This is a genomic window from Enterobacter sp. JBIWA003, assembly GCF_019968825.1.
In the GTDB taxonomy this organism is placed as follows: domain Bacteria; phylum Pseudomonadota; class Gammaproteobacteria; order Enterobacterales; family Enterobacteriaceae; genus Enterobacter; species Enterobacter quasiroggenkampii.
Genome location: NZ_CP074170.1, coordinates 926,619 through 952,468, shown reverse-complemented (window position 1 = coordinate 952,468; position 25,850 = coordinate 926,619). Strand labels below are relative to the sequence as shown.

Annotated in this window: 20 protein-coding genes; 8 read left to right on the top strand and 12 right to left on the bottom strand. The window is 57.1% G+C overall.

The annotated features are described in order from the left end of the window. Nucleotides 1-52: 52 nt before the first annotated feature. Nucleotides 53-904 (bottom strand): translation elongation factor Ts, encoded by an 852-nt coding sequence (gene tsf / locus KGP25_RS04505; protein ID WP_014830708.1) that lies wholly within the window; start codon nt 902-904, stop codon nt 53-55. Nucleotides 905-1,021: 117 nt separating this feature from the next. Next, nucleotides 1,022-1,747, bottom strand: coding sequence for a 30S ribosomal protein S2 (rpsB, locus tag KGP25_RS04500; protein WP_013095653.1), 726 nt, complete (start codon nt 1,745-1,747; stop codon nt 1,022-1,024). A gap of 321 nt (nt 1,748-2,068) precedes the next feature. On the opposite strand from rpsB, the gene map reads away from it, so the two are divergent. From map to KGP25_RS04480, 4 genes are all read left to right on the top strand, one after another. Further along, nucleotides 2,069-2,863, top strand: a complete 795-nt coding sequence (map, locus tag KGP25_RS04495; protein WP_045907833.1) for a type I methionyl aminopeptidase — start codon at nt 2,069-2,071, stop codon at nt 2,861-2,863. Between the two features lie 63 nt (nt 2,864-2,926). Continuing rightward, nucleotides 2,927-5,602, top strand: coding sequence for a bifunctional uridylyltransferase/uridylyl-removing protein GlnD (gene glnD, locus KGP25_RS04490; RefSeq protein WP_053077067.1), 2,676 nt, complete (start codon nt 2,927-2,929; stop codon nt 5,600-5,602). Between the two features lie 32 nt (nt 5,603-5,634). After that, nucleotides 5,635-6,459: a 2,3,4,5-tetrahydropyridine-2,6-dicarboxylate N-succinyltransferase gene (gene dapD / locus KGP25_RS04485; RefSeq protein ID WP_008501915.1), complete on the top strand. Its 825-nt coding sequence runs from the start codon at nt 5,635-5,637 to the stop codon at nt 6,457-6,459. Between the two features lie 111 nt (nt 6,460-6,570). Beyond that, nucleotides 6,571-6,957 carry a DUF3461 family protein gene (locus KGP25_RS04480; protein WP_014168696.1) on the top strand — a complete coding sequence of 129 codons (387 nt, stop codon included), beginning with the start codon at nt 6,571-6,573 and terminating at the stop codon, nt 6,955-6,957. Between the two features lie 92 nt (nt 6,958-7,049). Here the strand turns inward: KGP25_RS04480 and KGP25_RS04475 are convergent, their stop codons facing one another. The 3 genes from KGP25_RS04475 to dgt all read right to left on the bottom strand — a co-directional run bounded on the left by KGP25_RS04475 (nt 7,050) and on the right by dgt (nt 11,436). Beyond that, the gene (locus KGP25_RS04475) at nt 7,050-8,207 is read right to left on the bottom strand and encodes a CdaR family transcriptional regulator (protein WP_223540036.1); all 1,158 of its coding nucleotides are present in this window, start codon (nt 8,205-8,207) and stop codon (nt 7,050-7,052) included. Nucleotides 8,208-8,353: 146 nt separating this feature from the next. After that, nucleotides 8,354-9,790 carry a serine endoprotease DegP gene (gene degP, locus KGP25_RS04470; RefSeq protein ID WP_025756813.1) on the bottom strand — a complete coding sequence of 479 codons (1,437 nt, stop codon included), beginning with the start codon at nt 9,788-9,790 and terminating at the stop codon, nt 8,354-8,356. 131 nt (nt 9,791-9,921) lie between these two features. Then, complete coding sequence (dgt, locus tag KGP25_RS04465) at nt 9,922-11,436, bottom strand: dGTPase (protein WP_063620833.1); 1,515 nt, start codon at nt 11,434-11,436, stop codon at nt 9,922-9,924. An 82-nt stretch (nt 11,437-11,518) separates the two neighbouring features. Between dgt and mtnN the strand changes: the two genes are divergently transcribed. Genes mtnN through KGP25_RS04450 form a run of 3 tightly spaced genes read left to right on the top strand, consistent with a single transcriptional unit; the run spans nt 11,519 to nt 13,661 of the window. Next, entirely contained in the window at nt 11,519-12,217 is a 699-nt protein-coding gene (gene mtnN, locus KGP25_RS04460) for a 5'-methylthioadenosine/S-adenosylhomocysteine nucleosidase (protein WP_008501920.1), read from the top strand. Further along, on the top strand, nt 12,210-13,010 hold the full coding sequence (gene btuF, locus KGP25_RS04455; RefSeq protein ID WP_223540035.1) for a vitamin B12 ABC transporter substrate-binding protein BtuF: 801 nt from the start codon (nt 12,210-12,212) through the stop codon (nt 13,008-13,010). Before mtnN ends, btuF begins: the two co-directional genes overlap by 8 nt. Before the next feature lie 27 nt (nt 13,011-13,037). Next, a complete protein-coding gene (locus KGP25_RS04450) occupies nt 13,038-13,661 on the top strand; it encodes a TRIC cation channel family protein (RefSeq protein WP_223540034.1) in 624 nt (207 codons plus the stop codon). Nucleotides 13,662-13,719: 58 nt separating this feature from the next. Here the strand turns inward: KGP25_RS04450 and erpA are convergent, their stop codons facing one another. Both erpA and clcA read right to left on the bottom strand, forming a co-directional pair. After that, a complete protein-coding gene (gene erpA, locus KGP25_RS04445) occupies nt 13,720-14,064 on the bottom strand; it encodes an iron-sulfur cluster insertion protein ErpA (protein WP_013095643.1) in 345 nt (114 codons plus the stop codon). Between the two features lie 85 nt (nt 14,065-14,149). Further along, a complete protein-coding gene (clcA, locus tag KGP25_RS04440; RefSeq protein ID WP_045907827.1) occupies nt 14,150-15,550 on the bottom strand; it encodes a H(+)/Cl(-) exchange transporter ClcA in 1,401 nt (466 codons plus the stop codon). Nucleotides 15,551-15,727: 177 nt separating this feature from the next. On the opposite strand from clcA, the gene hemL reads away from it, so the two are divergent. Continuing rightward, nucleotides 15,728-17,008 (top strand): glutamate-1-semialdehyde 2,1-aminomutase, encoded by a 1,281-nt coding sequence (gene hemL / locus KGP25_RS04435; RefSeq protein ID WP_048225686.1) that lies wholly within the window; start codon nt 15,728-15,730, stop codon nt 17,006-17,008. A 93-nt stretch (nt 17,009-17,101) separates the two neighbouring features. On the opposite strand, the gene fhuB is transcribed toward hemL, so the two are convergent. From fhuB to mrcB, 5 genes are all read right to left on the bottom strand, one after another. Then, on the bottom strand, nt 17,102-19,084 hold the full coding sequence (gene fhuB / locus KGP25_RS04430; RefSeq protein WP_223540033.1) for a Fe(3+)-hydroxamate ABC transporter permease FhuB: 1,983 nt from the start codon (nt 19,082-19,084) through the stop codon (nt 17,102-17,104). After that, the gene (gene fhuD / locus KGP25_RS04425) at nt 19,081-19,971 is read right to left on the bottom strand and encodes a Fe(3+)-hydroxamate ABC transporter substrate-binding protein FhuD (protein ID WP_223540032.1); all 891 of its coding nucleotides are present in this window, start codon (nt 19,969-19,971) and stop codon (nt 19,081-19,083) included. The genes fhuB and fhuD overlap by 4 nt, the downstream gene beginning before the upstream one ends. Beyond that, nucleotides 19,971-20,768 (bottom strand): Fe3+-hydroxamate ABC transporter ATP-binding protein FhuC, encoded by a 798-nt coding sequence (gene fhuC / locus KGP25_RS04420; protein WP_047346397.1) that lies wholly within the window; start codon nt 20,766-20,768, stop codon nt 19,971-19,973. The genes fhuD and fhuC overlap by 1 nt, the downstream gene beginning before the upstream one ends. A gap of 50 nt (nt 20,769-20,818) precedes the next feature. Further along, nucleotides 20,819-23,029: a ferrichrome porin FhuA gene (gene fhuA, locus KGP25_RS04415; RefSeq protein WP_223540031.1), complete on the bottom strand. Its 2,211-nt coding sequence runs from the start codon at nt 23,027-23,029 to the stop codon at nt 20,819-20,821. Nucleotides 23,030-23,263: 234 nt separating this feature from the next. Beyond that, complete coding sequence (mrcB, locus tag KGP25_RS04410; RefSeq protein ID WP_045907821.1) at nt 23,264-25,789, bottom strand: bifunctional glycosyl transferase/transpeptidase; 2,526 nt, start codon at nt 25,787-25,789, stop codon at nt 23,264-23,266. Nucleotides 25,790-25,850 lie beyond the last annotated feature (61 nt).

Here is a 25,850-nt window from a genome sequence, read left to right as displayed (position 1 = left end):
CCTGTGACGGGTGACAAAAAGAAGCCGCCCTCAGGCGGCTCCTTTTCAATCATTAAGACTGCTTGGACATTGCAGCAACTTCTGCTGCGAAGTCAGTCTCAACTTTCTCGATGCCTTCGCCCACTTCGAAGCGGATGAAGCCAGTTACGTCAGCATTGTGCTCTTTCAGCAGCTGAGCAACAGACTTGCTTGGATCCATAACGAATGGCTGGCCAGTCAGAGAAACTTCGCCGGTGAATTTCTTCATGCGGCCTTCAACCATTTTCTCTGCGATTTCTTTTGGTTTACCAGACTGCATCGCGATGTCCAGCTGAACCTGGTACTCTTTCTCTACCACTTCAGCAGACACGTCTTCTGGCTTAACGAATTCTGGCTTGCTTGCAGCGATGTGCATTGCCAGCTGTTTAACCAGCTCTTCGTCAGCGCCTTTAGCCGCAACCAGAACACCGATACGTGCACCGTGCTGGTAAGAGCCCAGAACGTCGCCTTCCAGAGAAGCAACGCGACGGATGTTGATGTTCTCACCGATTTTAGCAACCAGCGCAACACGTTCTTCTTCGAACTGTGCTTTCAGAACTTCAACGTCAGTGATTTTGCCAGCAACCGCTGCGTCCAGAACTTTGTTAGCAAATGCCTGGAAACCACCATCTTTAGCAACGAAGTCAGTCTGGCAGTTAACTTCCAGAATGATGCCGTAGGTGCCGTCGATTTTAGTGATGATCACGCCGTCAGCAGCAACGTTGCCTGCTTTTTTAGCTGCTTTGATCGCACCGGATTTACGCATGTTTTCGATTGCCAGCTCGATGTCGCCGTTCGCTTCAGTCAGCGCTTTTTTGCAATCCATCATGCCTGCGCCAGTACGCTCGCGCAGCTCTTTTACCAGGGATGCGGTAATTTCAGCCATTCTTAAATCCTCGGGAGATGTGAACTGCCCGGCCGGGGGCCAAACAGTGTAAATTGAAAAAAGGGGCCGGTAATGGGCCCCTATTCATACACGGTACTAATAAGGGGTAAAACCTTATTATTCAGCTTCTACGAAGCTTTCTTCCGCCTGAGAAGCCAGATCCTGGGAACGGCCTTCACGAACGGTAGCAGCTACAGCGCTCAGGTACAGGCTAACAGCACGGATTGCGTCGTCGTTACCCGGGATAACGAAGTCAACACCGTCCGGATCGGAGTTGGTATCAACGATAGCGAATACCGGGATACCCAGGTTGTTAGCTTCTTTGATTGCGATGTGCTCGTGGTCTGCATCGATTACGAACAGCGCGTCTGGCAGGCCGCCCATATCTTTGATACCGCCCAGGCTGTTTTCCAGCTTGTCCAGTTCACGAGTGCGCATCAGCGCTTCTTTCTTAGTCAGCTTGTCGAAAGTACCGTCCTGAGACTGGGTTTCCAGATCTTTCAGGCGCTTGATGGACTGACGAACAGTTTTCCAGTTGGTCAGCATGCCGCCCAACCAGCGATGGTTCACGAAGAACTGGTCGCAGCTGTTAGCAGCATCTTTCACAGCTTCGCTTGCAGCGCGCTTAGTACCAACGAACAGAATCTTACCTTTACGGGAAGCGATCTTGTTCAGCTCAGCCAGGGCTTCGTTGAACATTGGTACAGTTTTCTCAAGGTTGATGATGTGAACTTTGTTACGTGCGCCGAAGATGAAAGGCTTCATTTTCGGGTTCCAGTAACGGGTCTGGTGACCAAAGTGAACACCAGCCTTGAGCATGTCGCGCATGGAAACAGTTGCCATGTTTAAAACCTCTATATTGAAAGTTGGGGTTATGCCTCCACGTATCCCATATTACCGACCCCGAAGGGCACCCCGGAATATGTGCCGATACGTGTGTGTTGTTACACAAAGTGAGATTTGTCGCTCCCGTCCAGCCTGTGTATCTGAGATGGATCGGAAGTCCGGCGCGCTTTATACCACAAAACACGACCAGAAACCAACAGTTGTTGGCGGAGTGTGCTGTTAATGATTCTCAATTTGGCACGAAGCGTGCCTGACTGATACCATTGACGACACTTAGACTAGTATTGTCGAAAAAATCGACACCGATGGACAGATTACATGGCTATCTCTATTAAGACACCTGAAGAAATTGAAAAGATGCGCATCGCCGGTCGTCTGGCCGCGGAAGTGCTGGAAATGATCGAGCCGTTCGTGAAGCCGGGCGTCAGCACCGGTGAACTGGACCGCATCTGTAACGACTATATCGTGAACGAGCAGCACGCGGTTTCCGCCTGCCTCGGCTACCACGGTTTCCCGAAATCCGTCTGCATCTCTATTAATGAAGTGGTGTGTCACGGTATTCCGGACGATGAAAAACTGCTGAAAGACGGCGACATCGTTAACATCGACGTGACCGTCATTAAAGACGAGTACCACGGTGACACCTCAAAAATGTTCATCGTTGGCAAGCCGACCATTCTTGGCGAGCGTCTGTGCAAAGTTACCCAGGAAAGCCTCTACCTGGCGCTGAAAATGGTGAAACCGGGTATTCGCCTGCGCACCATCGGCGCGGCAATCCAGAAATTTGTCGAAGCAGAAGGGTTCTCCGTGGTACGCGAGTACTGCGGTCACGGCATTGGCCGCGTCTTCCACGAAGAGCCGCAGGTTCTGCACTATGATGCCGATGACGGCGGCGTGGTGCTGCAAAAAGGCATGACCTTTACCATTGAGCCAATGGTCAACGCGGGTGATTACCGCATCCGTACCATGAAAGACGGCTGGACGGTGAAAACCAAAGACAGAAGCTTGTCTGCGCAGTACGAGCATACTATTGTGGTAACAGACAACGGCTGCGAAATTATGACGTTGCGCAAGGATGACACCATCCCGGCGATACTGACGCACGACGAATGATAAAAAAGCCGGCAAATGCCGGCTTTTTTAATGGCTATAGCTTTTTCTTATGGGTGGCGCACGATGAGTAATCTTTTACCCGAACAGTATGCTAACACAGCCCTTCCCACCCTCCCCGACCAGCCCGATAACCCGGGTGTCTGGCCGCAGCACGAGCTGACCTGTGCCGGCATCAAGGCGCACATGGATGTCTTTCACCGCTGGCTGGGCAGCGCATTTGATGCGGGCATATCGGCAGAACAGCTGATTGAGGCGCGCACCGAATTTATCGACCAGCTGCTGCAGCGCCTGTGGATCGATTATGGGTTTGGACAAATCAGCGATGTTGCGCTGGTTGCCGTCGGAGGCTATGGCCGCGGTGAGCTGCATCCGCTTTCCGATATCGATCTCCTGATCTTAAGCCGCAAAAAGCTGCCGGACGAACAGGCGCAAAAAATCGGCGAGCTGCTGACCCTGCTCTGGGACGTAAAGCTGGAAGTCGGCCACAGCGTGCGTACCCTGGAAGAGTGTCTGCTTGAAGGGCTGTCGGACCTGACCGTCGCCACCAACCTGATTGAAACCCGCCTGCTGATTGGCGACGTCGCGCTGTTCCTGGAGCTGCAAAAACACATCTTCAGCGACGGCTTCTGGCCGTCAGAAAAGTTCTTCGCCGCGAAAGTCGAGGAGCAAAACCAGCGCCACCAGCGCTACCACGGCACCAGCTATAACCTTGAACCCGATATTAAAAGCAGCCCCGGCGGCCTGCGCGACATCCACACGCTACAGTGGGTCGCCCGACGCCATTTTGGCGCCACCTCGCTGGACGAGATGGTTGGCTTCGGCTTTTTAACCGAGGCGGAGCGTAACGAGCTCAACGAGTGTCTGCACCTGCTCTGGCGCATCCGCTTTGCCCTGCATCTGGAAGTTACGCGCTACGATAACCGTCTGCTGTTTGACCGCCAGCTCAGCGTGGCGCAGCGCCTGAATTACCAGGGCGAGGGTAACGAGCCGGTTGAGCACATGATGAAGGATTTCTTCCGCGTCACCCGCCGGGTGACCGAGCTGAACCAGATGCTGTTGCAGCTGTTCGACGAGGCCATTCTGGCCCTGACGGCCGACGAAAAGCCGCGCCCGATTGATGACGAATTCCAGCTGCGCGGCACGCTTATCGATCTCCGCGACGAAACGCTGTTTATCCGCGAGCCGGAAGCGATTCTGCGGATGTTCTATACCATGGTGCGCAACAGTACCATCACCGGGATCTACTCCACCACCCTGCGCCATCTGCGCCACGCGCGCCGCCATTTGACGGAGCCGCTGTGCTATATCCCGGAAGCCCGTTCGCTGTTCCTGAGCATGCTCCGCCACCCGGGTGCCGTCAGCCGCGGTCTGCTGCCGATGCACCGTCACAGCGTGCTGTGGGCCTATATGCCGCAGTGGTCGCACATCGTCGGGCAGATGCAGTTCGATCTGTTCCACGCCTACACGGTGGATGAACACACGATCCGCGTGATGCTCAAGCTGGAAAGCTTTGCGAAAGAAGAGACGCGCTCCCGCCACCCGCTGTGCGTCGAGCTGTGGCCGCGCCTGACCCATCCGGAGCTGATCCTGATTGCCGCCCTGTTCCACGACATCGCCAAAGGTCGCGGCGGCGACCACTCGGTGCTCGGCGCGCAGGACGTGCTGAAATTTGCCGAGCTGCACGGCCTGAACTCACGTGAAACGCAGCTGGTGGCCTGGCTGGTGCGCCATCACCTGCTGATGTCGGTCACCGCCCAGCGCCGTGACATCCAGGACCCGGAAGTCATTAAGCAGTTCGCCGAAGAGGTCCAGACGGAAAATCGTCTGCGCTATCTGGTCTGCCTGACGGTGGCCGATATCTGCGCCACCAACGAAACCCTGTGGAACAGCTGGAAGCAGAGCCTGCTGCGCGAGCTGTACTTCGCCACCGAAAAACAGCTGCGTCGCGGGATGCAGAACACGCCAGACATGCGCGAGCGCGTGCGTCACCACCAGTTGCAGGCGCTGGCGCTGCTGCGGATGGATAACATTGATGAAGAGGCGCTACATCAGATTTGGGCCCGCTGCCGCGCCAACTATTTTGTCCGTCACAGCCCAAACCAGCTTGCGTGGCACGCGCGGCATCTGCTCAAGCACGATCTGTCCCAGCCGATGATCCTGCTGAGCCCGCAGGCCACCCGCGGCGGGACGGAGATTTTCATCTGGAGCCCGGACCGCCCTTATCTGTTTGCTGCGGTCTGCGCCGAGCTGGACAGGCGTAATTTGAGCGTGCACGACGCGCAGATTTTCACCACCCGCGACGGCATGGCAATGGACACATTTATCGTGCTGGAGCCGGACGGCAGCCCGCTGTCGTCGGACAGGCATGAAGGGATACGTTTTGGTCTGGAGCAGGCGATCACCCAGCGCAGCTGGCAACCCCCGCAGCCGCGTCGCCAGCCGGCGAAATTGCGCCACTTCACCGTGGATACCGAAGTCAATTTCCTGCCAACCCACACCGATCGTAAATCGTTCCTCGAGCTGATCGCGCTCGACCAGCCGGGGCTGCTCGCCCGCGTCGGCCAGGTTTTTGCCGATCTGGGAATTTCGCTTCATGGGGCCCGAATTACAACCATTGGCGAGCGAGTAGAAGATTTATTTATAATCGCCACCGCCGACCGGCGTGCCCTTAATAATGACCTGCAGCTTGAAGTGCAACAACGGTTGACAGCAGCCCTCAATCCAAACGATAAAGGGTGATATGTTTTTTAGTGAAATGGAAAGAGTAAACAATGCAGCAGTTACAGAACGTTATTGAGTCCGCTTTTGAGCGTCGCGCCGAGATTACCCCGGCAAATGTGGATACCGTGACCCGTGAAGCGGTAAACCAGGTGATTTCCCTGCTGGATTCCGGCGCGCTGCGCGTGGCAGAAAAAATCGACGGTCAGTGGGTCACTCATCAATGGCTGAAGAAAGCCGTGCTGCTCTCTTTCCGCATCAACGATAACCAGGTTATCGACGGAGCAGAAAGCCGCTACTTCGATAAAGTGCCAATGAAGTTCGCTGACTACGACGAAGCGCGTTTCCAGAAAGAAGGTTTCCGCGTGGTACCGCCTGCGGCAGTGCGCCAGGGCGCCTTTATCGCACGCAACACCGTGCTGATGCCATCCTACGTGAACATCGGGGCCTACGTTGACGAAGGTACCATGGTCGACACCTGGGCAACTGTCGGTTCCTGTGCGCAGATCGGTAAAAACGTTCACCTGTCCGGCGGCGTGGGCATCGGTGGTGTTCTGGAGCCACTGCAGGCTAACCCGACCATCATCGAAGATAACTGCTTCATCGGCGCGCGCTCTGAAGTGGTTGAAGGCGTGATCGTGGAAGAAGGCTCCGTGATCTCCATGGGCGTTTACATCGGCCAGAGCACCCGTATTTACGATCGTGAAACCGGCGAAGTGCATTACGGTCGCGTTCCGGCGGGCTCCGTCGTGGTGTCCGGCAACCTGCCGTCAAAAGATGGCAAATACAGCCTGTACTGTGCGGTTATCGTGAAGAAAGTGGATGCGAAAACGCGTGGTAAAGTGGGCATCAACGAATTGCTGCGCACCATCGATTAATCGGGTATAACAAAAAGCGGGGGCAACCCCGCTTTTTTTATATCTGAGGGTGGCGAAAATAGATTTTTTCGTTAATTATTCAAAGGTTATGTTGAGATCAAGGGTACCGCTATGTACGATAATCTGAAAAGTCTGGGCATTACCAATCCTGATGAAATTGATCGTTACAGCCTCCGCCAGGAAGCCAACAACGATATTTTGAAAATCTATTTTCACAAGGACAAAGGAGAGTTTTTCGCCAAAAGCGTGAAGTTTAAATACCCACGCCAGCGTAAGACCGTTGTTGCTGACGGTGTAGGACAGGGATACAAAGAAGTACAGGAAATCAGCCCTAACCTGCGCTATGTGATCGATGAACTCGATCAGATCTGCCAGCGCGACCGCACCGAAGTCGATCTCAAGCGTAAGATCCTTGACGACCTGCGTCACCTTGAAAGCGTTGTTACCAATAAGATCAGCGAGATTGAAGCGGATCTTGAGAAGTTAACCCGGAAATAAAAGCAAAACGGCAATCCTTGATTGCCGTTTTTAGTGTTTGCGCCCTCTCCTCGTGGGAGAGGGATGGGGTGAGGGCACCAGACCGCACTCAGTCATCTCTGCTCGTCCAATTGCAGTGCCACATACAGCAGCAGCCTGTCGTCGAAATTCCCCAGATCCAGCCCCGTCAGCTCTGAAATTCGGTTTAACCGATACTCCAGGGTATTGCGGTGAATAAACAGCGCTTTTGACGTCGCCAGCGGCTGCACGTTATGACGGAACCACACCTGCAGGGTCCGGCGCAGCAGGCCGTTATTGTCCATGGCTTTCAGGCGCGCCAATGGCCGCGCCAGCTCATTGGCCTGCCAGCCACCGCGCAGGCTGTCGAGCAGCACCGGCAGCATCAGGTCCTGATAAAAATAACTGCGGCTCTCCGGCATTCGCTGCTTGCCCACCATCATGGTGGTGCGTGCGGTGCGCCAGGAGCGGGCGATACTGCCCGGCCCGGTAAAGTAGTTGCCCAACGCAACGCGAAAACGCAGCTGGCCATTCTCCTTCATTCGGGCGATCAGCAGCTCCACGCGACGACGATGATCGTCCGCATCCCAGCGGCCGAACGCATTAAGCGCTGGTTTGAGCACCACCATTTCCGTCAGAGAAACGATCGCCACCAGGTTATCGCGCTCCGGCGTCGCCAGCGCATTTTGCAGCTGCTGCAGTTCGGCCATCGCGCTGTCTACGCCCAGCTGGCCGCTATCGACTTCAATCACCGCCACCACGCGCGGCTGGTTCAGGTCGATCCCCAGACGCTGCGCCCATTCACTGAGCGCAGGCGTATGCTCTTCCGCCTGAATAAGGTTCATCACCAGCTCCTCACGCAGGCGGCTGTCCTGAGCGAGCAGGTGCATCAGGCGCGACTGCTCGAGCATCATCTCCGCCGTCATGCAGACCAGCTCACCGTATTTTCGCAGTGACTCGGGCTCGCCGGTGAGACCGATGACCCCCACAATCTCGCCTTCAAGGCGCAGCGGTAAATTGATGCCCTGACGGACGCCGTGCAGGTGTTTCGCTACCGCATCGTCGATATCGACTACGCGCCCCTGGGAGAGCACCAGCAGTGCGCCTTCGTGCAATTCCCCAATACGCTCGCGATCGCCGCTGCCAATAATGCGCCCGCGGGCATCCATTACGTTGATATTGGTATCAATGATGCGCATGGTGCGCGCCACGATATCCTGCGCCATTTTGGTATCAAGATGCCAGCCAGCCATAGAACCCTCCTGTGAGCAGAGCTCAAGCATAGGGATGTTCAGCGACGGCTGCATTGTGCGAATGCACAAAGAGAGAGGAAGAAGTATGGACTTGTGGGAAGGGTCACAGAAACGAGAAAGCCCCTGCGAACAGAGGCTTCAGAGGATTACTGCATCAGCAGGTAAATAGAGGTATCACCACGCTGGATATTCAGCGCCAGCACGGAAGGCTTGCTGTCGAGAATTTTACGCAGTTCAGCGATATTTTTCACCGGCTGCTGGTTAGCGCCCATGATCACATCGCCTTTCTTGAGGCCGATACGGGCTGCCGGTGAATTCGCTTTCACGTTGTTCACCACCACGCCTTTGTCTGCGCCTTTGTTGCTCATCTCGGCGCCTTCAATCCCGCTGAAGATGGTGCTGGAGTCCACCTGATTCTGGCTGCTCTGCTGCAGCTCCAGGCTCACGTTAACCGCCTTACCGTCGCGCAGCAGACCAAGGGTCACTTTGCTGCCGATAGGCATAGAGCCGACTTCCGCACGCAGGGCGGCAAAGCTGCTGATCGGTTTACCGTTCAGGGAGGTGATCACATCCCCCGCTTTAATGCCCGCTTTAGCGGCAGAGGAGTTCGGCATCACCTGGCTGACGAATGCCCCGCGCTGGGCGTCAACCTTCATCGCCTTCGCCAGCTCGGAGTTCAGCTCCGTACCGAGGATACCCAGCTCACCGCGTTTCACCTGGCCATACTGCACCATCTGCGCGGTCAGGTTTTTCACCATGTTACTTGGGATAGCAAAACCGATCCCGATGTTGCCGCCGTCCGGGGCGAGGATCGCGGTGTTGATACCGATCAGTTCGCCGTTCAGGTTGACCAGCGCACCGCCGGAGTTACCGCGGTTGATCGCCGCATCCGTCTGGATGAAGTTCTCATAGTTCTCGGCATTGAGACCGCTACGGCCCAGCGCAGAGACGATACCCGAGGTCACGGTTTCACCCAGACCGAACGGGTTACCGATCGCCACGGTATAGTCGCCCACGCGCAGCGCGTCGGAGTCGGCAATTTTAATCGCCGTCAGGTTTTTCGGATCCTGAATCTGGATCAGCGCAATGTCAGAACGCGGGTCTTTGCCGACCACTTTGGCGTCAAACTTACGGCCATCGCTCAGCTGAACCTTAATGCTGTTCGCGTTATCGACAACGTGGTTGTTAGTGACGACATAGCCTTTCGCTGCATCAATGATTACCCCCGAGCCAAGCGCCATGAATTTCTGCTGCTGGCCGCCGCCCTGGCTGTCATCCCCTGCGCCACCGCCCTGACAGAACGGAGAGCTCTGGAATGGCGAACCGTCCTGGCAGAACGGCGAGTTGTCGCCGAAGAACTGCTGGAAGTTACGCGGCATGCGCGGCGTATTGACGGTCGTGCTACCCTCAACGTTAATACTCACCACCGATGGCATCACTTTTTCGAGCATCGGTGCCAGGCTTGGCATCTGCTGCGCGGTTGCTGCCGACGACGCGGTCTCGGCTGCAGTAGCAGTCAGAGGAGACAGCGCTAAACCTAAACTCAGAGCCAGTGCACTCATTGCTAATGTGGTTTTTTTCATGTTTCTCAATCTCGATTTACAGGTAACGCAAAATTGCTGTGTAACTCAGATTCGTTTTATACCGCTTAGTTCCGGCGATAAGTTTATGGAAAAGGTAAAAATTTATTGGCCGTCTTTACAAAACTCCGGCGTTATTCCACCGCCATCAGCTTGCGATATTCATCCCAGGCATACAAATCCGTCATGCCGCTGATATAGTCCTGGATAAGACGGCAGCGATAATAATATTCCATCACCGGCCACTGGGGAGAATGACGATCCAGCTTGCCAATCGCTTCGACATACGCCAGACGGTGTCGGGTAGAGAGTTTCTGATAAAGTCGGGATTCGATGGGGATGCGGCGCACGCGCTCGTGTTCCACCAGCTCGCTGAATTCGTCAACGGACAGCTGGAGCAGCGGGGCATAAATTTCCAGTAACCCGCTGATCACCCGGTAGCCCTGCAGCTCTAACTGTTCGACATCCGGATGGCTGAAGACATGCCGCATCGCCACATGTTTATAAAGCTCGAGGAGCTGGCTGAAACTGCTGTCATCTTCCAGTAGCGCATGGTTGAATTCCCCGCTGAAAATCAGCGGCAAATTATCAATAAAGCGCGACGCCGCGTACGGCACCAGCTTATTTAATGTATTGACCCGCAAATACATAAAGAACTGATCTTCCGTACTGCGGCTTAATGTATTTGAGCGCGATTTATCCCAGGCATTTTCGACAACCTGCGCAAACAGCGAGCCTTTTTCATGGGTGCCCCAGGCCGTATAAAGATGCTGATAAAGCTCCTCGACGCTGAAGATTCTTTTCTCAACCGCGTCTTCCAGATCGGCCACGCAATAGGAAATATCATCGGCGGCTTCCATAATCCAGGTCAATGGAAAGCGGCCGTTTGGCGTCAATGAAAGTTCTTTACGTAGCCGTTCAATATAGGCCTCTTCGGAAAGATAATAGCCCGGTTTTTTCATTAAATAACTGTGGGACGCGGGCGTCTCCCCCATCCACCACGCGGGGCGCGTATATTTCAGAATGCAGCCGACCTGTGCCCAGGTCAGGTTCATACGCATCAGGGAGTGGACCAGCCGGATCCCCTGCGCGTTGCCTTCAAAATGACAGAGATCCTGGCGCACCTTGCGGCGCAAATCGTTCAGCCCCTCTTCGCCTTCACGCAGGCGTAAATCGCGTACGATGCAGCGGTCGTCGCTCAGCGGCTGGCTTACCGCATCCGAAGGGTAGAGCCGTTGTTTAAACCAGTCATTGATTGCCGCCTCACCAAAATGACCGAAAGGCGGGTTGCCGATGTCATGCATCAGGCAGGCCATCTCAACGATACTCTCGAAAGGCCCCGTCAGCTCGTCCAGACCATAGGTTTCCAGCAAGCGCTGCTCTTTGAGGCGGCTCAAAATCTCTTTAGCTATATAGCGCCCGACCTGCTGCACCTCCATAGAGTGGGTTAAGCGCGTGCGCACCGCGGCGTTACGCTCCAGCGGAAAGACCTGGGTTTTTTGCTGCAGACGGCGGATGGCGGGCGAGTTAATGATCCGCCCGCGATCGCTTTCGAAGATACGCAGGATCTCATGTTCGCTCTTGTCGCCCTGCGGCGAACGGAAACGTCGGTGCCAGTTAATTTTGGTGCGAAAATCGATTGGTGACATGTGCTCCCCCGCGTGAGAATGCGTTTCCCCTTAACCGCATGATAGACTATGCATCTTAACAAGGCACATCGCGAGTAAATCTATGAAAATCGGCATTATTGGTGCAATGGAAGAAGAAGTTACGCTCCTGCGTGACAAAATTGAGAACCGTCAGACCCTCTCTCTGGGGGGTTGTGAGATCTATACCGGTCAGCTAAACGGTGTTGACGTGGCTCTGCTGAAATCAGGCATCGGTAAAGTCGCTGCGGCGCTGGGTGCCACCCTGTTGCTTGAGCGCTGCAAGCCGGACGTGATCGTGAATACCGGCTCTGCGGGCGGCCTGGCGCCGACGCTGAAGGTGGGGGACATCGTTGTTTCCGACGAAGCGCGTTACCACGATGCTGACGTCACCGCGTTCGGTTACGAGTACGGCCAGCTTCCGGGCTGCCCGGCAGGGTTTAAAGCGGACGACAAACTGATTGCGGCGGCAGAGACCTGCATTGCGGAGCTCAACCTCAACGCGGTACGCGGTCTGATTGTCAGCGGTGACGCGTTCATCAATGGTTCCGTGGGTCTGGCGAAAATCCGTCATAACTTCCCTCAGGCGGTGGCCGTTGAGATGGAAGCGACTGCGATTGCGCACGTTTGCCATAACTTCAACGTACCGTTTGTGGTGGTTCGCGCCATCTCTGACGTGGCTGACCAGCAGTCCCACATCAGCTTCGACGAGTTCCTGACCGTTGCGGCAAAACAGTCCACCGTGATGGTGGAACGCCTGGTGCAGAATCTGGCACGTGGCTAAACATACCCTCAGGGCGCTTGCCGCCCTGCTTCTGCTCGCCCCGCTGTGGCTCTATGCTGTACCGCGCGTGATTACGCTCTCTCCCGCCAATACGGAGCTGGCGTTTGCCGCCGGCATTACGCCCGTCGGCGTGAGCAGCTTTTCCGATTATCCGCCGCAGGCCGCGGGGATTGAGCAAGTGGCTACCTGGCAAGGGATGAACCTTGAGCGCATCGTGGCGCTGAAACCGGATCTCATTCTGGCCTGGCGTGGCGGCAACGCCGAGCGGCAGGTCAACCAGCTCACTTCCCTTGGCATAAAGGTCATGTGGATTGATGCCGTCAGCATTGAACAGGTCGCACAGGCGCTACGCGCCCTGGCACCCTATAGCCCTACGCCCAAAAAAGCCGAGGCTGCGGCGAAACAGATGCTGAGCGACTATGCCGCGCTGAAATCCCGATACGATACCCCTGTTAAAAAGCGCATCTTCCTGCAGTTTGGCAGCCAGCCGCTGTTCACCACCGGAAAAGGGTCGATTCAAAACCAGGTGCTGGAAGTTTGTGGCGGTGAAAACATCTTTGCAGCCAGCCGGGTGCCGTGGCCTCAGGTAAGCCGTGAGCAGGTTCTGGCGCGCCAGCCACAGGCCATCGTCGTGGTCGGAAATGCGAGCGAAATTCCCAAAATTGAGCAATTCTGGCAAAAGCAGCTAAAAATACCGGTAATACCCCTCAACAGCGACTGGTTTGAACGCGCCAGCCCGCGTATTATCCTCGCCGCAAAACAGCTCTGTGCCGCGCTGGCAGAGAGTCACTAACATAAGACCCTTTTCGAGGATTTAACGATGCTCGTTTATTGGCTGGATATTCTTGGCACAGCCGTTTTTGCTATCTCCGGCGTCCTGCTCGCCGGAAAACTACGCATGGATCCGTTTGGCGTGCTGGTACTAGGCGTGGTGACCGCCGTGGGCGGCGGGACAATCCGCGATATGGCGCTGGCGAATGGCCCGGTGTTTTGGGTGAAAGATCCGACCGATCTGGTGGTCGCGATGGTCACCTGCCTGTTAACCATTGTGCTGGTTCGCCAGCCCCGCCGATTACCAAAATGGATATTGCCGGTACTGGATGCCGTCGGTCTGGCCGTGTTTGTCGGTATTGGCGTCAATAAGGCGTTTAATGCGGGCACCGGTCCGATGGTGGCGATCTGCATGGGCGTATTAACCGGCGTAGGCGGCGGGATCATTCGCGACATTCTGGCGCGTGAGGTACCGATGATCCTGCGTACTGAAATTTACGCGACGGCCTGTATTGCGGGCGGCATTGTCCATGCGACCGCGTACTACACGTTTGCATTTCCGCTGGAAAACGCCGCGATGCTGGGGATGGTCGTGACGCTGGTGATACGTCTAGCGGCGATACGCTGGCACCTGAAGCTGCCGACGTTTGCGCTGGATGAAAATTCAAGATAGGCGTCGTTTATAAGCCCGGTGGCGCTTCGCTTACCGGGCCTACAATCCGCATTCAGGCTTAAATGCTGAACGAAGAACCACACCCGCAGGTGCTTGTTGCGTTCGGGTTGGTGACCACAAAGCGCGAACCTTCCAGACCCTCGGTGTAATCCACCGAACCGCCCACCAGATATTGCAGGCTCATCGGGTCAACCACCAGCGCAACGCCCTGTTTCTCGATGGTCATATCGCCATCGTTAACCTGATCGTCAAAGGTAAAACCGTACTGGAAGCCGCTGCAGCCGCCGCCGGTAATATAGACACGCAGTTTCAGATCCGGATTGTCTTCGTCGGCAATCAGGGTTTTCACTTTGTTGGCTGCTGCTTCGGTAAACTCCAGCGGCAACGCTACATCATCACTCATCTTATGCTCCCATGAATACTGCTACTGCTATTGGGTAAAATTCACCCAATTCTTTGTGTCATTATCTAATACCCTGGTAATTCATTCAAGTATTCTGCGTTGCGGCCCGCTCCGCCTCTTGTTTTGCCAGAGTACGCGCAAGAATGGTGGAGTATAGCGGTTTTCCACCCAGGAACTGGGCTAATAGTGTCGCGCCGAGACAGGTAATGATCATTGGCAAAATGAGCTGGTAATTATCCGTCATCTCCAGCACCAGCACGATCCCGGTCAATGGCGCGCGCAGGGAGGCGGCAAGCAGCGCGCCCATTCCGGCCACCGCAAAGGTCCCGGCGTCAAGGTGATAGGCGGGAAAGCCCGCTTCCGCCGCCATACCAAACGCGGTGCCCAGCAAGGTTCCCAGTGCCAGCATCGGGGCGAATATCCCGCCGGGCGCGCCGGAGGAAAAACAGAGCACCGTCGTGATGACGCGGGAGATAAACATAAACAGCAGCAGACCCACGCTAAAGTTCCCCGCCGCCGCAATGGGGATCAGCCCGAAACCGCCGCCAGCGGCATTCGGCTCGATAAACCCGAGCACGCCGCAGATTCCGCCCAGCAGGCCGCCCATCAGCACCCATTTGGTCGTATTCCCACCGTGAATACGCTGGAACATATCCTGAGCGCGTAAGATAAAGGTATTAAACAGCGGCCCCACCACGCCAAAAATCATGCCGAGGATCAGGTAAAGCCACAGGGTGTTCACCGGCGCGTTGGTCAGTTTACCCACCTCAATGACCGCCCCTTCGCCATTAAAGAGGCGAAACACGATGCTCGACATAATGACGCCGGTAAACACCGCTTTAATGGAGATCAGGTTGTAGCGAAACTGCGCGCGCATCTCTTCGATGATAAACAAAATGCCCGCCAGCGGCGCGTTAAAGGCCGCCGACAGCCCCGCCGCCGCACCGGTTGCCAGCAGCGTATGGCGCGCTTCGGCGCTGCGCATCCGAAACAGATCGCCCACCATGCGGCCGACGTTCCCGCCCAGCTGAACCGTAGGCCCTTCCCGGCCAAGAACCATCCCCGCGCCCAGCGTACCCATGCCGCCGATAAATTTCACCGGGATGACACGCCACCAGCGCACCGGACGCAACTCCTCCAGCGCCCCTTCAATTTCCGGGATGCCGGACCCGCCCGCCTCCGGCGCAAATTTACGCACCAGGAAATACCCCACCATGGCAAACAGCGCCGACAGCCCGAACGCAGCAACCCAGACCAGCCATCGGCTGTCGGCGAAACCGGCCACGGTTCCCACTCGCCAGTTGAGCACGGCATTAACCGCTTTTTCAAACGCCACGCCCACCAGACCGGCGAGTGTTCCCACCACGGCAGCGGCCAGCAGGATCGCCAGCGGCGTTTTATCGCGATTGAGCAGCCGTCGAATACTGATTCGATGCTGGGCGCGCGTAAACTGTTGTTCTTCAAAAGACGGAGAATCTGATTTCATGTCCTGTACTTATTCGTCATACAAAAAGCCGCGAGGATTTTACCAGAGACAGCCCCACCGTCTCCTGAAAATTACTTAACAAATCTTAAAGCATTACCCGGCTAAAAATTTCATAACCTTCCCCGAATCACTTAGAATAGTGGGCTTAATCATTTTATACGAACCAGGAACGACGCCATGAGCAAGTCTGAAAACCTCTACAGTGCAGCCCGCGAGCTTATTCCGGGTGGCGTGAACTCACCTGTGCGCGCCTTTACCGGCGTGGGCGGCACGCCGCTGTTTATCGAACGTGCTGACGGCGCGTATCTGTATGATGTCGATGGCAAAGCCTATATCGATTATGTCGGCTCCTGGGGCCCTATGGTGCTGGGACACAACCACCCGGCCATTCGTAACGCGGTGATTGAAGCCGCTCAGCGCGGCCTGAGCTTCGGTGCGCCAACCGAAATGGAAGTGAAAATGGCGGAGCTGGTCACCGAGCTGGTCCCGACCATGGACATGGTGCGCATGGTGAACTCCGGCACCGAAGCGACCATGAGCGCCATCCGCCTGGCGCGCGGCTTTACCGGTCGCGACAAGATTATCAAGTTTGAGGGTTGCTACCACGGTCATGCGGACTGCCTGCTGGTGAAAGCGGGTTCCGGCGCGCTGACGCTCGGCCAGCCAAACTCACCTGGCGTACCGGCTGACTTCGCGAAGCATACCCTGACCTGCACCTACAACGATCTGGACACCGTTCGCGCGGCGTTCGAGCAGTATCCGCAGGAGATCGCCTGCATCATCGTTGAGCCGGTTGCAGGCAACATGAACTGTATCCCACCGCAGCCTGACTTCCTGCCGGGCCTGCGCGCCCTGTGCGATGAGTTCGGCGCGCTGCTGATCATCGACGAAGTGATGACCGGCTTCCGCGTGGCGCTGGCGGGCGCACAGTCTTATTACGGCGTGGAGCCGGACCTCACCTGCCTGGGTAAAATCATCGGCGGCGGCATGCCGGTTGGCGCATTCGGTGGGCGTAAGGACGTCATGGAAGCGCTGGCACCCACCGGCCCGGTTTACCAGGCGGGCACGCTCTCCGGTAACCCTATCGCGATGGCGGCGGGCTTTGCTTGCCTGACCGAAGTGGCTCAGCCAGGCATCCACGAAACCCTGACCGACCGGACGACGCAGCTGGCAAACGGCCTGCTGGAAGCGGCAGAGGAAGCCGGTATTCCGCTGGTGGTTAACCACGTGGGCGGCATGTTCGGGATCTTCTTCACCGAGGCGAAAACCGTGACCTGCTATCAGGACGTGGTGAAGTGCGACGTTGAACGCTTCAAGCGCTTCTTCCACCTGATGCTGGAAGAAGGCGTATACCTGGCACCGTCAGCGTTCGAAGCGGGCTTTATGTCCGTGGCGCACAGTGAAGAAGATATCAATAACACCATTGACGCGGCGCGTAAGGTGTTTGCGAAACTGTAAGATGTGCGGCTTGATGCCCTCACCCCAACCCTCTCCCACGGGGAGAGGGAGCAAACACTAAAACGGCAATCTAAGGATTGCCGTTTACTTTTATTACCGACTCTGCTTTCTCAACAGATAAATAAAATACGGCGCACCGATAAAGGTCGACAGCAGACCCGCCGGGATCTGATACGGGAACAGCACCATTCTTCCGCACCAGTCCGCAAACACCAGCATTACCCCGCCCGTCAGGGCCGACATCACGATATGCGGCATCGTCCGGCGGAACCCCATCATTCTGGCAATGTGCGGCGCCATTAGCCCCACAAAACTCAGCGGGCCAATCGTCATGGTCGCCGTCGCCGTCAGGCACGCAGCGAGCAGCAGCAACGCGACACGCGCTGGCGTCAGCGCCATTCCCACCGCGCGCGCGGTTTCCCCGCCGAGCGGCAGAATGGTCATCCAGCGACGGCACAGCGGCACCATCGCCAGCAGTACGATCATCACGATCCCGGACCCGATCGCCTGGCTGCCGGTCGCGCCGTACGTTGAGCCGGATATCCAGGTCAGGATCTTCGCCATACGCGGATCGCCGCTTGCCTGCAGCATCATCAGCAGCATCGTGAATGCGGTGCTGAGCGCCATCCCCGCCAGCAGCATACGGTGCGGTGAAAACCCGCCTCGACCAGCGGCAATCAGGATAATCATCAGCGTAACCGCCGCCCCGAGACTGCCGGCAGGCATCAGCCAGCCAAACGCATTGCCCGGCACGAAGAACAGCATCAGCACCACGCCAAAGGCAGCGCCAGAGCTGATCCCGAGCACTTCCGGGCTCGCCATCGGGTTGCCGGTCAGACGCTGAATAATGCAACCTGCCACCGCCAGCATCACGCCTGCGATCAGCGCAGCGAGGATACGCGGCCAGCGCCACTGCAGCAGGGCGTTGAGTAAATCACCCGTTGCCCAGTGCCAGCCAGCGGCATCGCGTCCGAATGAGAGCGCCGCGAACGAGGCGATAATCAGCACCACCAGCCCGACAAGGCTAAACCACAGTACCGACTGACGCTCAGTATGGACTTTATCGCCCGCATCCATCGCCGGTGCGCTCATGCTGCGCAGACGCGGCAGCAGCCAAAGCAGCAGCGGCGCACCGATCAGCGCGGTGACCGAGCCGGTGGAGACTTCACGCCAGACCCGCGCCAGCCAGAGAATAAGCTGATCGGAAAGCCAGAGGATCAGCGCCCCAATCAGCGAGGCCAGCAGCAGACGCGCCAGCAAACGACGCGCCCCAAGCATTTTCGCCAGCAGCGGCGCAAACAGGCCGATAAACCCGATGATGCCAACCGCATTCACCAGAAGGGCGCTCAATACAATCGCCAGCGTCAGCGCCGCCAGTCGAGCCAGCGACAGCGCCAGCCCCAGGTTACGCGCCACGCCATCATCCAGTCCCATCAGCGTCAGGGGACGCAGGAGCAGCAGCGTCAGCACGACACCGCCAGCCAGCTGCGGCCACAGGCGCAGCACAACGCTCCAGTCGGTTTGGGTGAGCGTACCGGTACTCCACAGGAACATGCTTTGCAGCCGATCGTGGTGGAAAAGCACCAGCAGCTGGTTAATGGCGCCACAGTAGAGGCTCACCACCAGCCCGGCCAGGATAAGCGTTACCGGAGAAAGGCGTTTACCCCAGGCCACGCCAAAGACCAGTGCGCCCACTACGCACGCCCCCGCGAGTGCCGCAAACTGCGAGGTTAACGCTCCCGGCAGCGCCCACAGCGTGGTGATAGTGATCCCAAGCTGTGCGCCGGTCGCGACGCCGAGCGTGGTTGGCTCCGCCAGCGGGTTACGTAACACCTGCTGGAACAGCACGCCCACCAGCCCTAAGCCGGCACCGACTAAAAGGGAGATTGCCAGACGCGGCAGCAGGCTGTAGTGGAACAGCATCTGCTGAATATTGTCGATATCCGGCGAGGCCAGCGCGGCTCCCCATTGCGCGCGCGGTAACGCGGCAGAGAGGTTGAACCCGGTTAACGCCAGCGCGGCAAGAAAAATCAGCATCAGCAGAAGCGCCGGGAAACGGGCAATACGCGTACTCATGCTTTACCTCCCAGGGCGTTATCCAGCACGCGGGCAAAATGCATCGCCGACAGCGTCGCGCCGTAGAACCAGACCGCCGGAGCGCGCTGGAAGCGCCGCTCGCGCACAAACGGCATCGCCTGCCAGAGCGGGGTCGCCATCAGGGTTTGCATGTCGCGCTCGTTGCCGTGATCGAAGCACAGCACATCCACATCGCGAAACGCCGCGAGGCGATCGATACCCACAGCGGTACTGCCCCAGAACGTCCTCTCCCCTTCCCAGGCGTTGCGAATGCCGAAGCTGTCCAGCACCTCCTGGAACAGGCAGTTTTTACCAAAGACCAGCATATGGCGGGCATCCAGCAGCGTCACCATCAGCAGCGGACGATCGCCCCGGTGAGCAAAACGCGGCTTGAGGGAGTCGATCAGGGCATCAAATTCGGCGAGATGCCGTTTGGCCTCCGCTTCCCGGTTAAGGAAATGCGCCATCTCGCCAATCGAATTTTTCGCTACGGCCAGCGGTTTTTTACCGTCGCTGAAAGCGAATCCGCGCCCGGGCGCAATGCGCGCCATCACCTCTTCTGACGGACCGTAGCCCGCGGACCAGAACAGAAACGAGGGTTTCATCTGGGTGAGCAGCTCGAGGTTTGGCTCCGTACGCAGGCCGACGTCGATCACCGAGTCCGGCAGCTTCGGCTCGTTCACCCAGAGGTTATAGTTAGGAATGTCCGCCACGCCGTAGGGCGTGACGCCGAGCGCCATCATCAGCTCGACCGGCAGCCACTCCAGAGCGACTATGCGGTGCGGATCGACGGCGGCGGCACGCGCCGCATTCATTTTTAACAGCAGCGGTGAGAGGGCCATCGCCGTCAGCAGGCGACGGCGGCTAATGCGCATGTTGTCGAGCATCAGTAGACGAAGCTCACCGGTGCAGCCCCGGCCGGGTGAGGCAGAATACCCATCGGAATACCATAAATATGTTCCAGCGTTTCGCTGCGCATCAGCTCGGAGGGCGTTCCCTGCGCAATCATTTCGCCGCCGCGCAGCGCGACGAGGTAGTCACAATAACGCGCGGCCATGTTGATATCGTGCAGCACCGCAATCACCGTCAGACCACGCTGCTGGCTTAAGCGGTGCACCAGCGCCAGGACATCGACCTGATGGGCGATATCGAGCGCGGAGGTGGGTTCATCAAGGAGCAGGCAGCGGCTGTCCTGGGCCACCAGCATCGCAATCCACGCGCGCTGGCGTTCACCGCCGGACAGGCTATCCACCAGACGGTGCGCCAGCGGCTTTAGCCCAACCAGCGCAATCGCCTCTTCCACTTTCTCTCTGTCGGCCACGCCAAAGCGTCCAAGCGCGCCATGCCACGGATAACGCCCAATCGCCACCAGCTCTCGCACCGTCATCCCCTCCGCCTGCGGCAGCTGCTGCGGCAGATACGCCACTTTGCGGGCAAACGCTTTGCTGCTCCAGCTCTCGAGCGGTTGGTCATCCAGCAGAATGTCGCCTTCTGAAGGCGGCTGATGGCGTCCCAGCATCTTGAGCAGCGTGGACTTACCGGAACCGTTGTGACCAATCAGGCCAGTGACTTTACCTGCGGGGAACGTCAAAGAGAGCGGATGCAGCAAGGTGCGCCCGGGTACGCGAAAGGAGAGATGGTTGAGCGTAAAGGTGGTGTCGGGTTGCGTTTGATTATCCTGCATTTCAGCCAACTTAAATAAAAAGGGCACGGCGAACCGTGCCCGGACAGAGATTAGAAGCGGAAGGTCGCGGTGGCAACAACCTGACGTCCTGCGCCCCAGTAGCATGCATATTCGCTGTAGCAGCTGGAGACGTATTCACGATCGAAGATGTTGTTCACGTTGACGCCGACGGATGAGCCCGGCAGTCCAAAGCGTGCCAGGTCGTATTTCACGGTCGCGTCAGCCAGTGCGTAGCCCGCGACGTTGAACGACTGGTAGGCTTTTGGCGACGAGGCAGAGTAGTAGGACACGGTGTTACCGATGTAACGGGTGCCTGCCCCTACCGTCAGACCGCTCAACGCCGTCTCGTGGAAGGTGTAATCTGCCCACAGAGACGCCATGTTACGCGGCACTTCCGCCGGACGACGGCCTTCATACCAGGTATCGTGCGTGTATTCCGCATCAGTAAAGCTATAGGAAGCCGTCACGTTCACGTTGGCAGATACTGCCGCTTTCGCTTCCAGTTCGAAACCGCGAGAGCGAATTTCACCGCCCTGTACGCTAAAGCCGCTGGTCGGGTTCGCCGGATCGGCCGTCAGGTTGTTGTTTTTGGTCAGCTGATACACCGCAGCGGTGACCACAACAGGCAGATCTTTCGGTACATACTTCACGCCCGCTTCATACTGCTTGCCGCGAGCCGGATCGAACGGTTTGCCGCCCTGGGTTGCGCCGGAAATAGGCTCGAAGGATTCGCTATAGCTGAAGTACGGCGTAATACCGTTATCAAACAGGTAGTTGATCCCGCCGCGCCAGGTGAATGCCCGATCGTTGATTTCAGCCGTCGTGTCGGAGGAACGCGTCAGTGTTGACGTTTTGGCAAAATCATAGCGTCCACCCAGGGTCAGTACCCACTTATCCCACTCAGCCTGATCCTGCGCGTACAGGCCCGTTTGCTCCTGACGATTGAGCACGGCATACGGGAAGTTCACGTTGATATTGGCATTGTTGTGCTGCGGATTCGTCATGCTGATAGGGTCAGCGCTGCCGTAATCTGCATCAATATCGTTACGCATGCGCAGGTAATCGACGCCCGTTAACAGAGTATGATCCACTGCACCGGTCGCAAATTTGGACTGCAGTTGGGTATCGACCGTGAACGAGTTGAGGTCCTCATCAGAGCGCACGTACGCGCGGCTGATCTGAGCCGGTGCAATATAGCCGTTACCGTAAACGGAACGGTAAAGCGTATTGATTTTGGTGTAGCGCAGGTTTTGACGCACGGTAAAGGTGTCATCAAACTGATGGGATAAGCTGTAGCCCACCATTTTCTGGCGACGGGAGATCTTATTGTCTTCGTCACCTTCGTTGAAATCGGTCGGCAGCTTATGCGCGTTGCCGTTGGCGTCGTAGTAAGGCACAACGGTACCTTCCCGCGGCAGCCAGCCGTAATAGCCTGCATCCGGATCGCTCTGGAAGTTGCTCAGGAAAGTAAAATCGGTTTTATCGTCAGGACGCCAGCTGAAAGCAGGTGCAATAGCGTAGCGGGAAGATTTCACCATCTCCTGCTGCGCATTTTCGCTGCGCCCCAGACCGGTCAGACGGTATGACCACACGCCGTCATCATCAATCGCATCGCTGAAATCAAACCCTGTCTGCCACAGGTTATCGGTACCCATTTTGAACTGAATTTCTTTCAGTGGCTCGGTGGTTGGCCGCTTGCTGACCATGCTGACCACGCCGCCCGGGTGGCTTTTACCGTACAGAACGGACGTAGGGCCGCGCAGCAGCTCGACGCGCTCAAGGAAATACGGATCCATGGACGCTTCAGAATAGTTATCACCCTGCAGCTTCATCCCGTCCAGATACTGGTTGGTATTCACGGTACTGGAGGTGGTGAACCCACGAATAGAAACAACATCATATGTTGTTGACGCGCCGCGCGTTGCGAACACGCTCGGCGTATAGGCCAGCGCCTGTTTAACCGTACCCGGCTGCTTCATGTCCATCTCTTCGCGGGTGACGACAGAAATAGACTGCGGGGTTTTCTCAATCGGGGTATCGGTCTTGGTCGCCGTGGCGGTGCGTTTGGCCGCAATCGTGGGTGCCGGTCCCCAGGCACTTTCCTGTGCCGCAGGTGCTGCGGTTACCGTAATGGTTTCTTCTTTTTTCGGGGTTTCTGCCGCATGAGCATACGCGGACATGCCGGCAACCGCTGTGGCGACGACGACCGCGAGTTTACGCAGCGACGTGTTCATTGGCTGAGCAGTATTGGAAAGCGCCATGATGTTTCTCTGATGGAAAAGTGAATGATAACGTAAACGAGAATTATTATTATGAGCGCCAGAATAATATGCGAAACGCAGGTTGCATAGCAAGCAGTAAGCGGCCCTACGAGAATTAAGGGTTTAAGAAATAGACAAGAGAAAACGAAGGGTTAATCAGAGTTAAAGTGAGGGTTAACGAAATGAGGTTTACGGGTAAAAAAAGCCCCCTTCCGGGGAAGAGGGCTTTAAAAGTTAGTTACCGCCAAACATGTCCTTAATCCAGCCGGCTACGCCATCGCTGTCTTTCTTCTCATTCTGCTGCTGCGGCTGTTGCTGCTGCGGCTGCTGTGGCTGAGAAGACTGATCGAACGGGTTGCCGGTCGGCTGTTCAGGCTGGCTCTGCTGGCACAGGGAATCCGGGTTGGTTGTCCAGACCGGCAGAGTACGCATTCCGCCGCCGCAGACGAAATTACCGGAGCTGTCCACGCCCATATCGACGATATCTTCCGGCGCGACAAGGTTCAGCGGCACCGGTGACTGATTCGCCAGATAGCGCTGGTAAATCGACATCGCCCCGCTCGCCCCGTACAGCTTGGTCGGCTGGTTGTTATCGCGTCCTACCCAGGTAATGACCACTTCACGGCCATCGATACCGGCAAACCAGGTATCGACGTTGTTGTTGGTGGTCCCGGTCTTACCTGCCAGATGCAGGCCCGGATACTTCGCACCCAGTTGACGACCCGTACCGCGCTGCACCACCTGCTGCATCGTCCACAGCGTCATGTAGGCCGCCTGAGCAGGAACGGCACGCTCCGCCTGCGGGAAGCTCTGATACAGCACGGAGCCATCTTCGGCAATCACCGAACGCAGGGCGGACAGCGGCGCGCGGTTACCGCCGCTGGCGATGGTCTGGAACGCCTGCGCCACTTCGATCGGCGTCAGGTTAAGCGCCCCGAGGATCATCGCCGGCACCGGGTGCAGCTGATCTTTCGCCACGCCCAGCTTCTGCCAGGTATCGACAATGGCCGGCAGGCCCAGCGACATGCCCAGGTTTACCGTCGGCACGTTCATGGAGCGCGTCAACGCATCCACCAGCATCACCTGACCGCTGAACTGCTTATCGTCGTTCTGCGGTGACCACACCTGGCCGTTAGGCTGGCGCAGGGAGATAGGCGCATCCGCAATCCAGGTATTTAGACGATACTGGTTTGGCTGACTCAGGGCAGTCAGATAGGTCGCCGGTTTTGCCAGAGAACCGATCGAGCGACGCGCCTGCATGGCACGGTTGTAGCCTGCAAACTGCGGCTCGGCACCGCCCACCATCGCACGAACTTCGCCGGAGTTGCGGTCAACCACCACCATCGCGGTTTCAAGATCGGAGAGCTTACGCTGTTTCTTCAGCGCCGGAATACCTTCCACCGCCGCTTTTTCTGCCGCATCCTGCGCCACGGAGTCAAAGGTGGTGAAGATCTTCACGCCGGAGAGATCTTTGACCTTATCGCCAAGCTTGCTTTGCAGCTCCTGACGCACCAGCTGCATAAACGCAGGCTGAGGCGAGATCACCCCACCGCGCGGCTGAACGCCAAGCGGACGTGCGCTCAGCATGTCGTACAGCTCCTGGTCGATCACCTGCTGTTGTTGCAGCAGACGCAGCACCAGGTTACGACGCTCCAGCGCCAGTTTCGGGTTACGCCACGGGTTATAAATGGACGCCCCTTTCACCATGCCCACCAGCAGCGCCTGCTGATCCAGGCTCAGCTCTTCCACTGGACGGCCAAAGTAGTACAGGCTCGCCAGCGGGAAGCCGCGGATTTCGTTATCGCCGCTCTGACCGAGATACACCTCGTTCATATACAGCTCAAGGATACGATCCTTACTGTAACGCGCGTCCATCAGCACGGCCATATAGGCTTCGTTCGCTTTACGCCAGTAGGAGCGTTCGCTGGAGAGGAACAGGTTCTTCACCAGCTGCTGGGTCAGCGTACTCGCTCCCTGCACGGTACGACCGGCAGTCAGGTTCGCCAGCACCGCACGACCAATCGAGTAGAGGCTGATGCCATCGTGCTCGTAGAAGTGACGGTCTTCGGTCGCCAGCAGCGTATCGACCAGCAGATCCGGGAAGCCGTTACGCGCCACGAACAGACGCTGCTCGCCGTTTGCCGACGAGAGCATGGTGATCAGACGCGGATCGAGACGGAAGAAACCGAACTGGCGGTTATTATCCATGTTCTCGATGGTATCCAGACGATCCCCGTCAAAGGTCAGACGCGCGCGCACCTGACCCTCTTTGCTGTCCGGGAAATCAAACGGACGACGGATCATCTCAATGCTGTTCGCCTGCACGGTAAATTCGCCAGGGCGTGTCATTTTTGACACCTGACGATACTGGGTGGCTTCCAGCAGTTTTACCATTTCGTTTTTCGTGATGGACATATCTGGTTCAAGGTTCACCATACGGCCATACACTGCCGCAGGTAACTGCCAGACTTTACCGTCGATACGGCTGCGGATCTTCTGATCCAGATACACGCCGTAAATTGCCATCAGCACAACAAAAACAATAAAGAGCTTCAGCAGCAGCCAGAACCAGCCGCGTTTGCCCCGAGGCTTGCGCCCTTTGCCTTTCCCTTTACGCGGCATCGGTTCTTCATCCTCATCATCGTCTTCATAGTCATCGTCATAGTCCTCATCTCTGAGGCGACGACGGCTTACTTTTTCTTTCGCCGGACGCGTGGGTTTTCCCTTACGTCCTATTGGCTCGCGGTCATTCCCCGCCATGCTTTTTCTCCGCAACTTTCAGGCGCAAAGGCCAGATTTTCTTTTCTTTCACAGGCCTGTG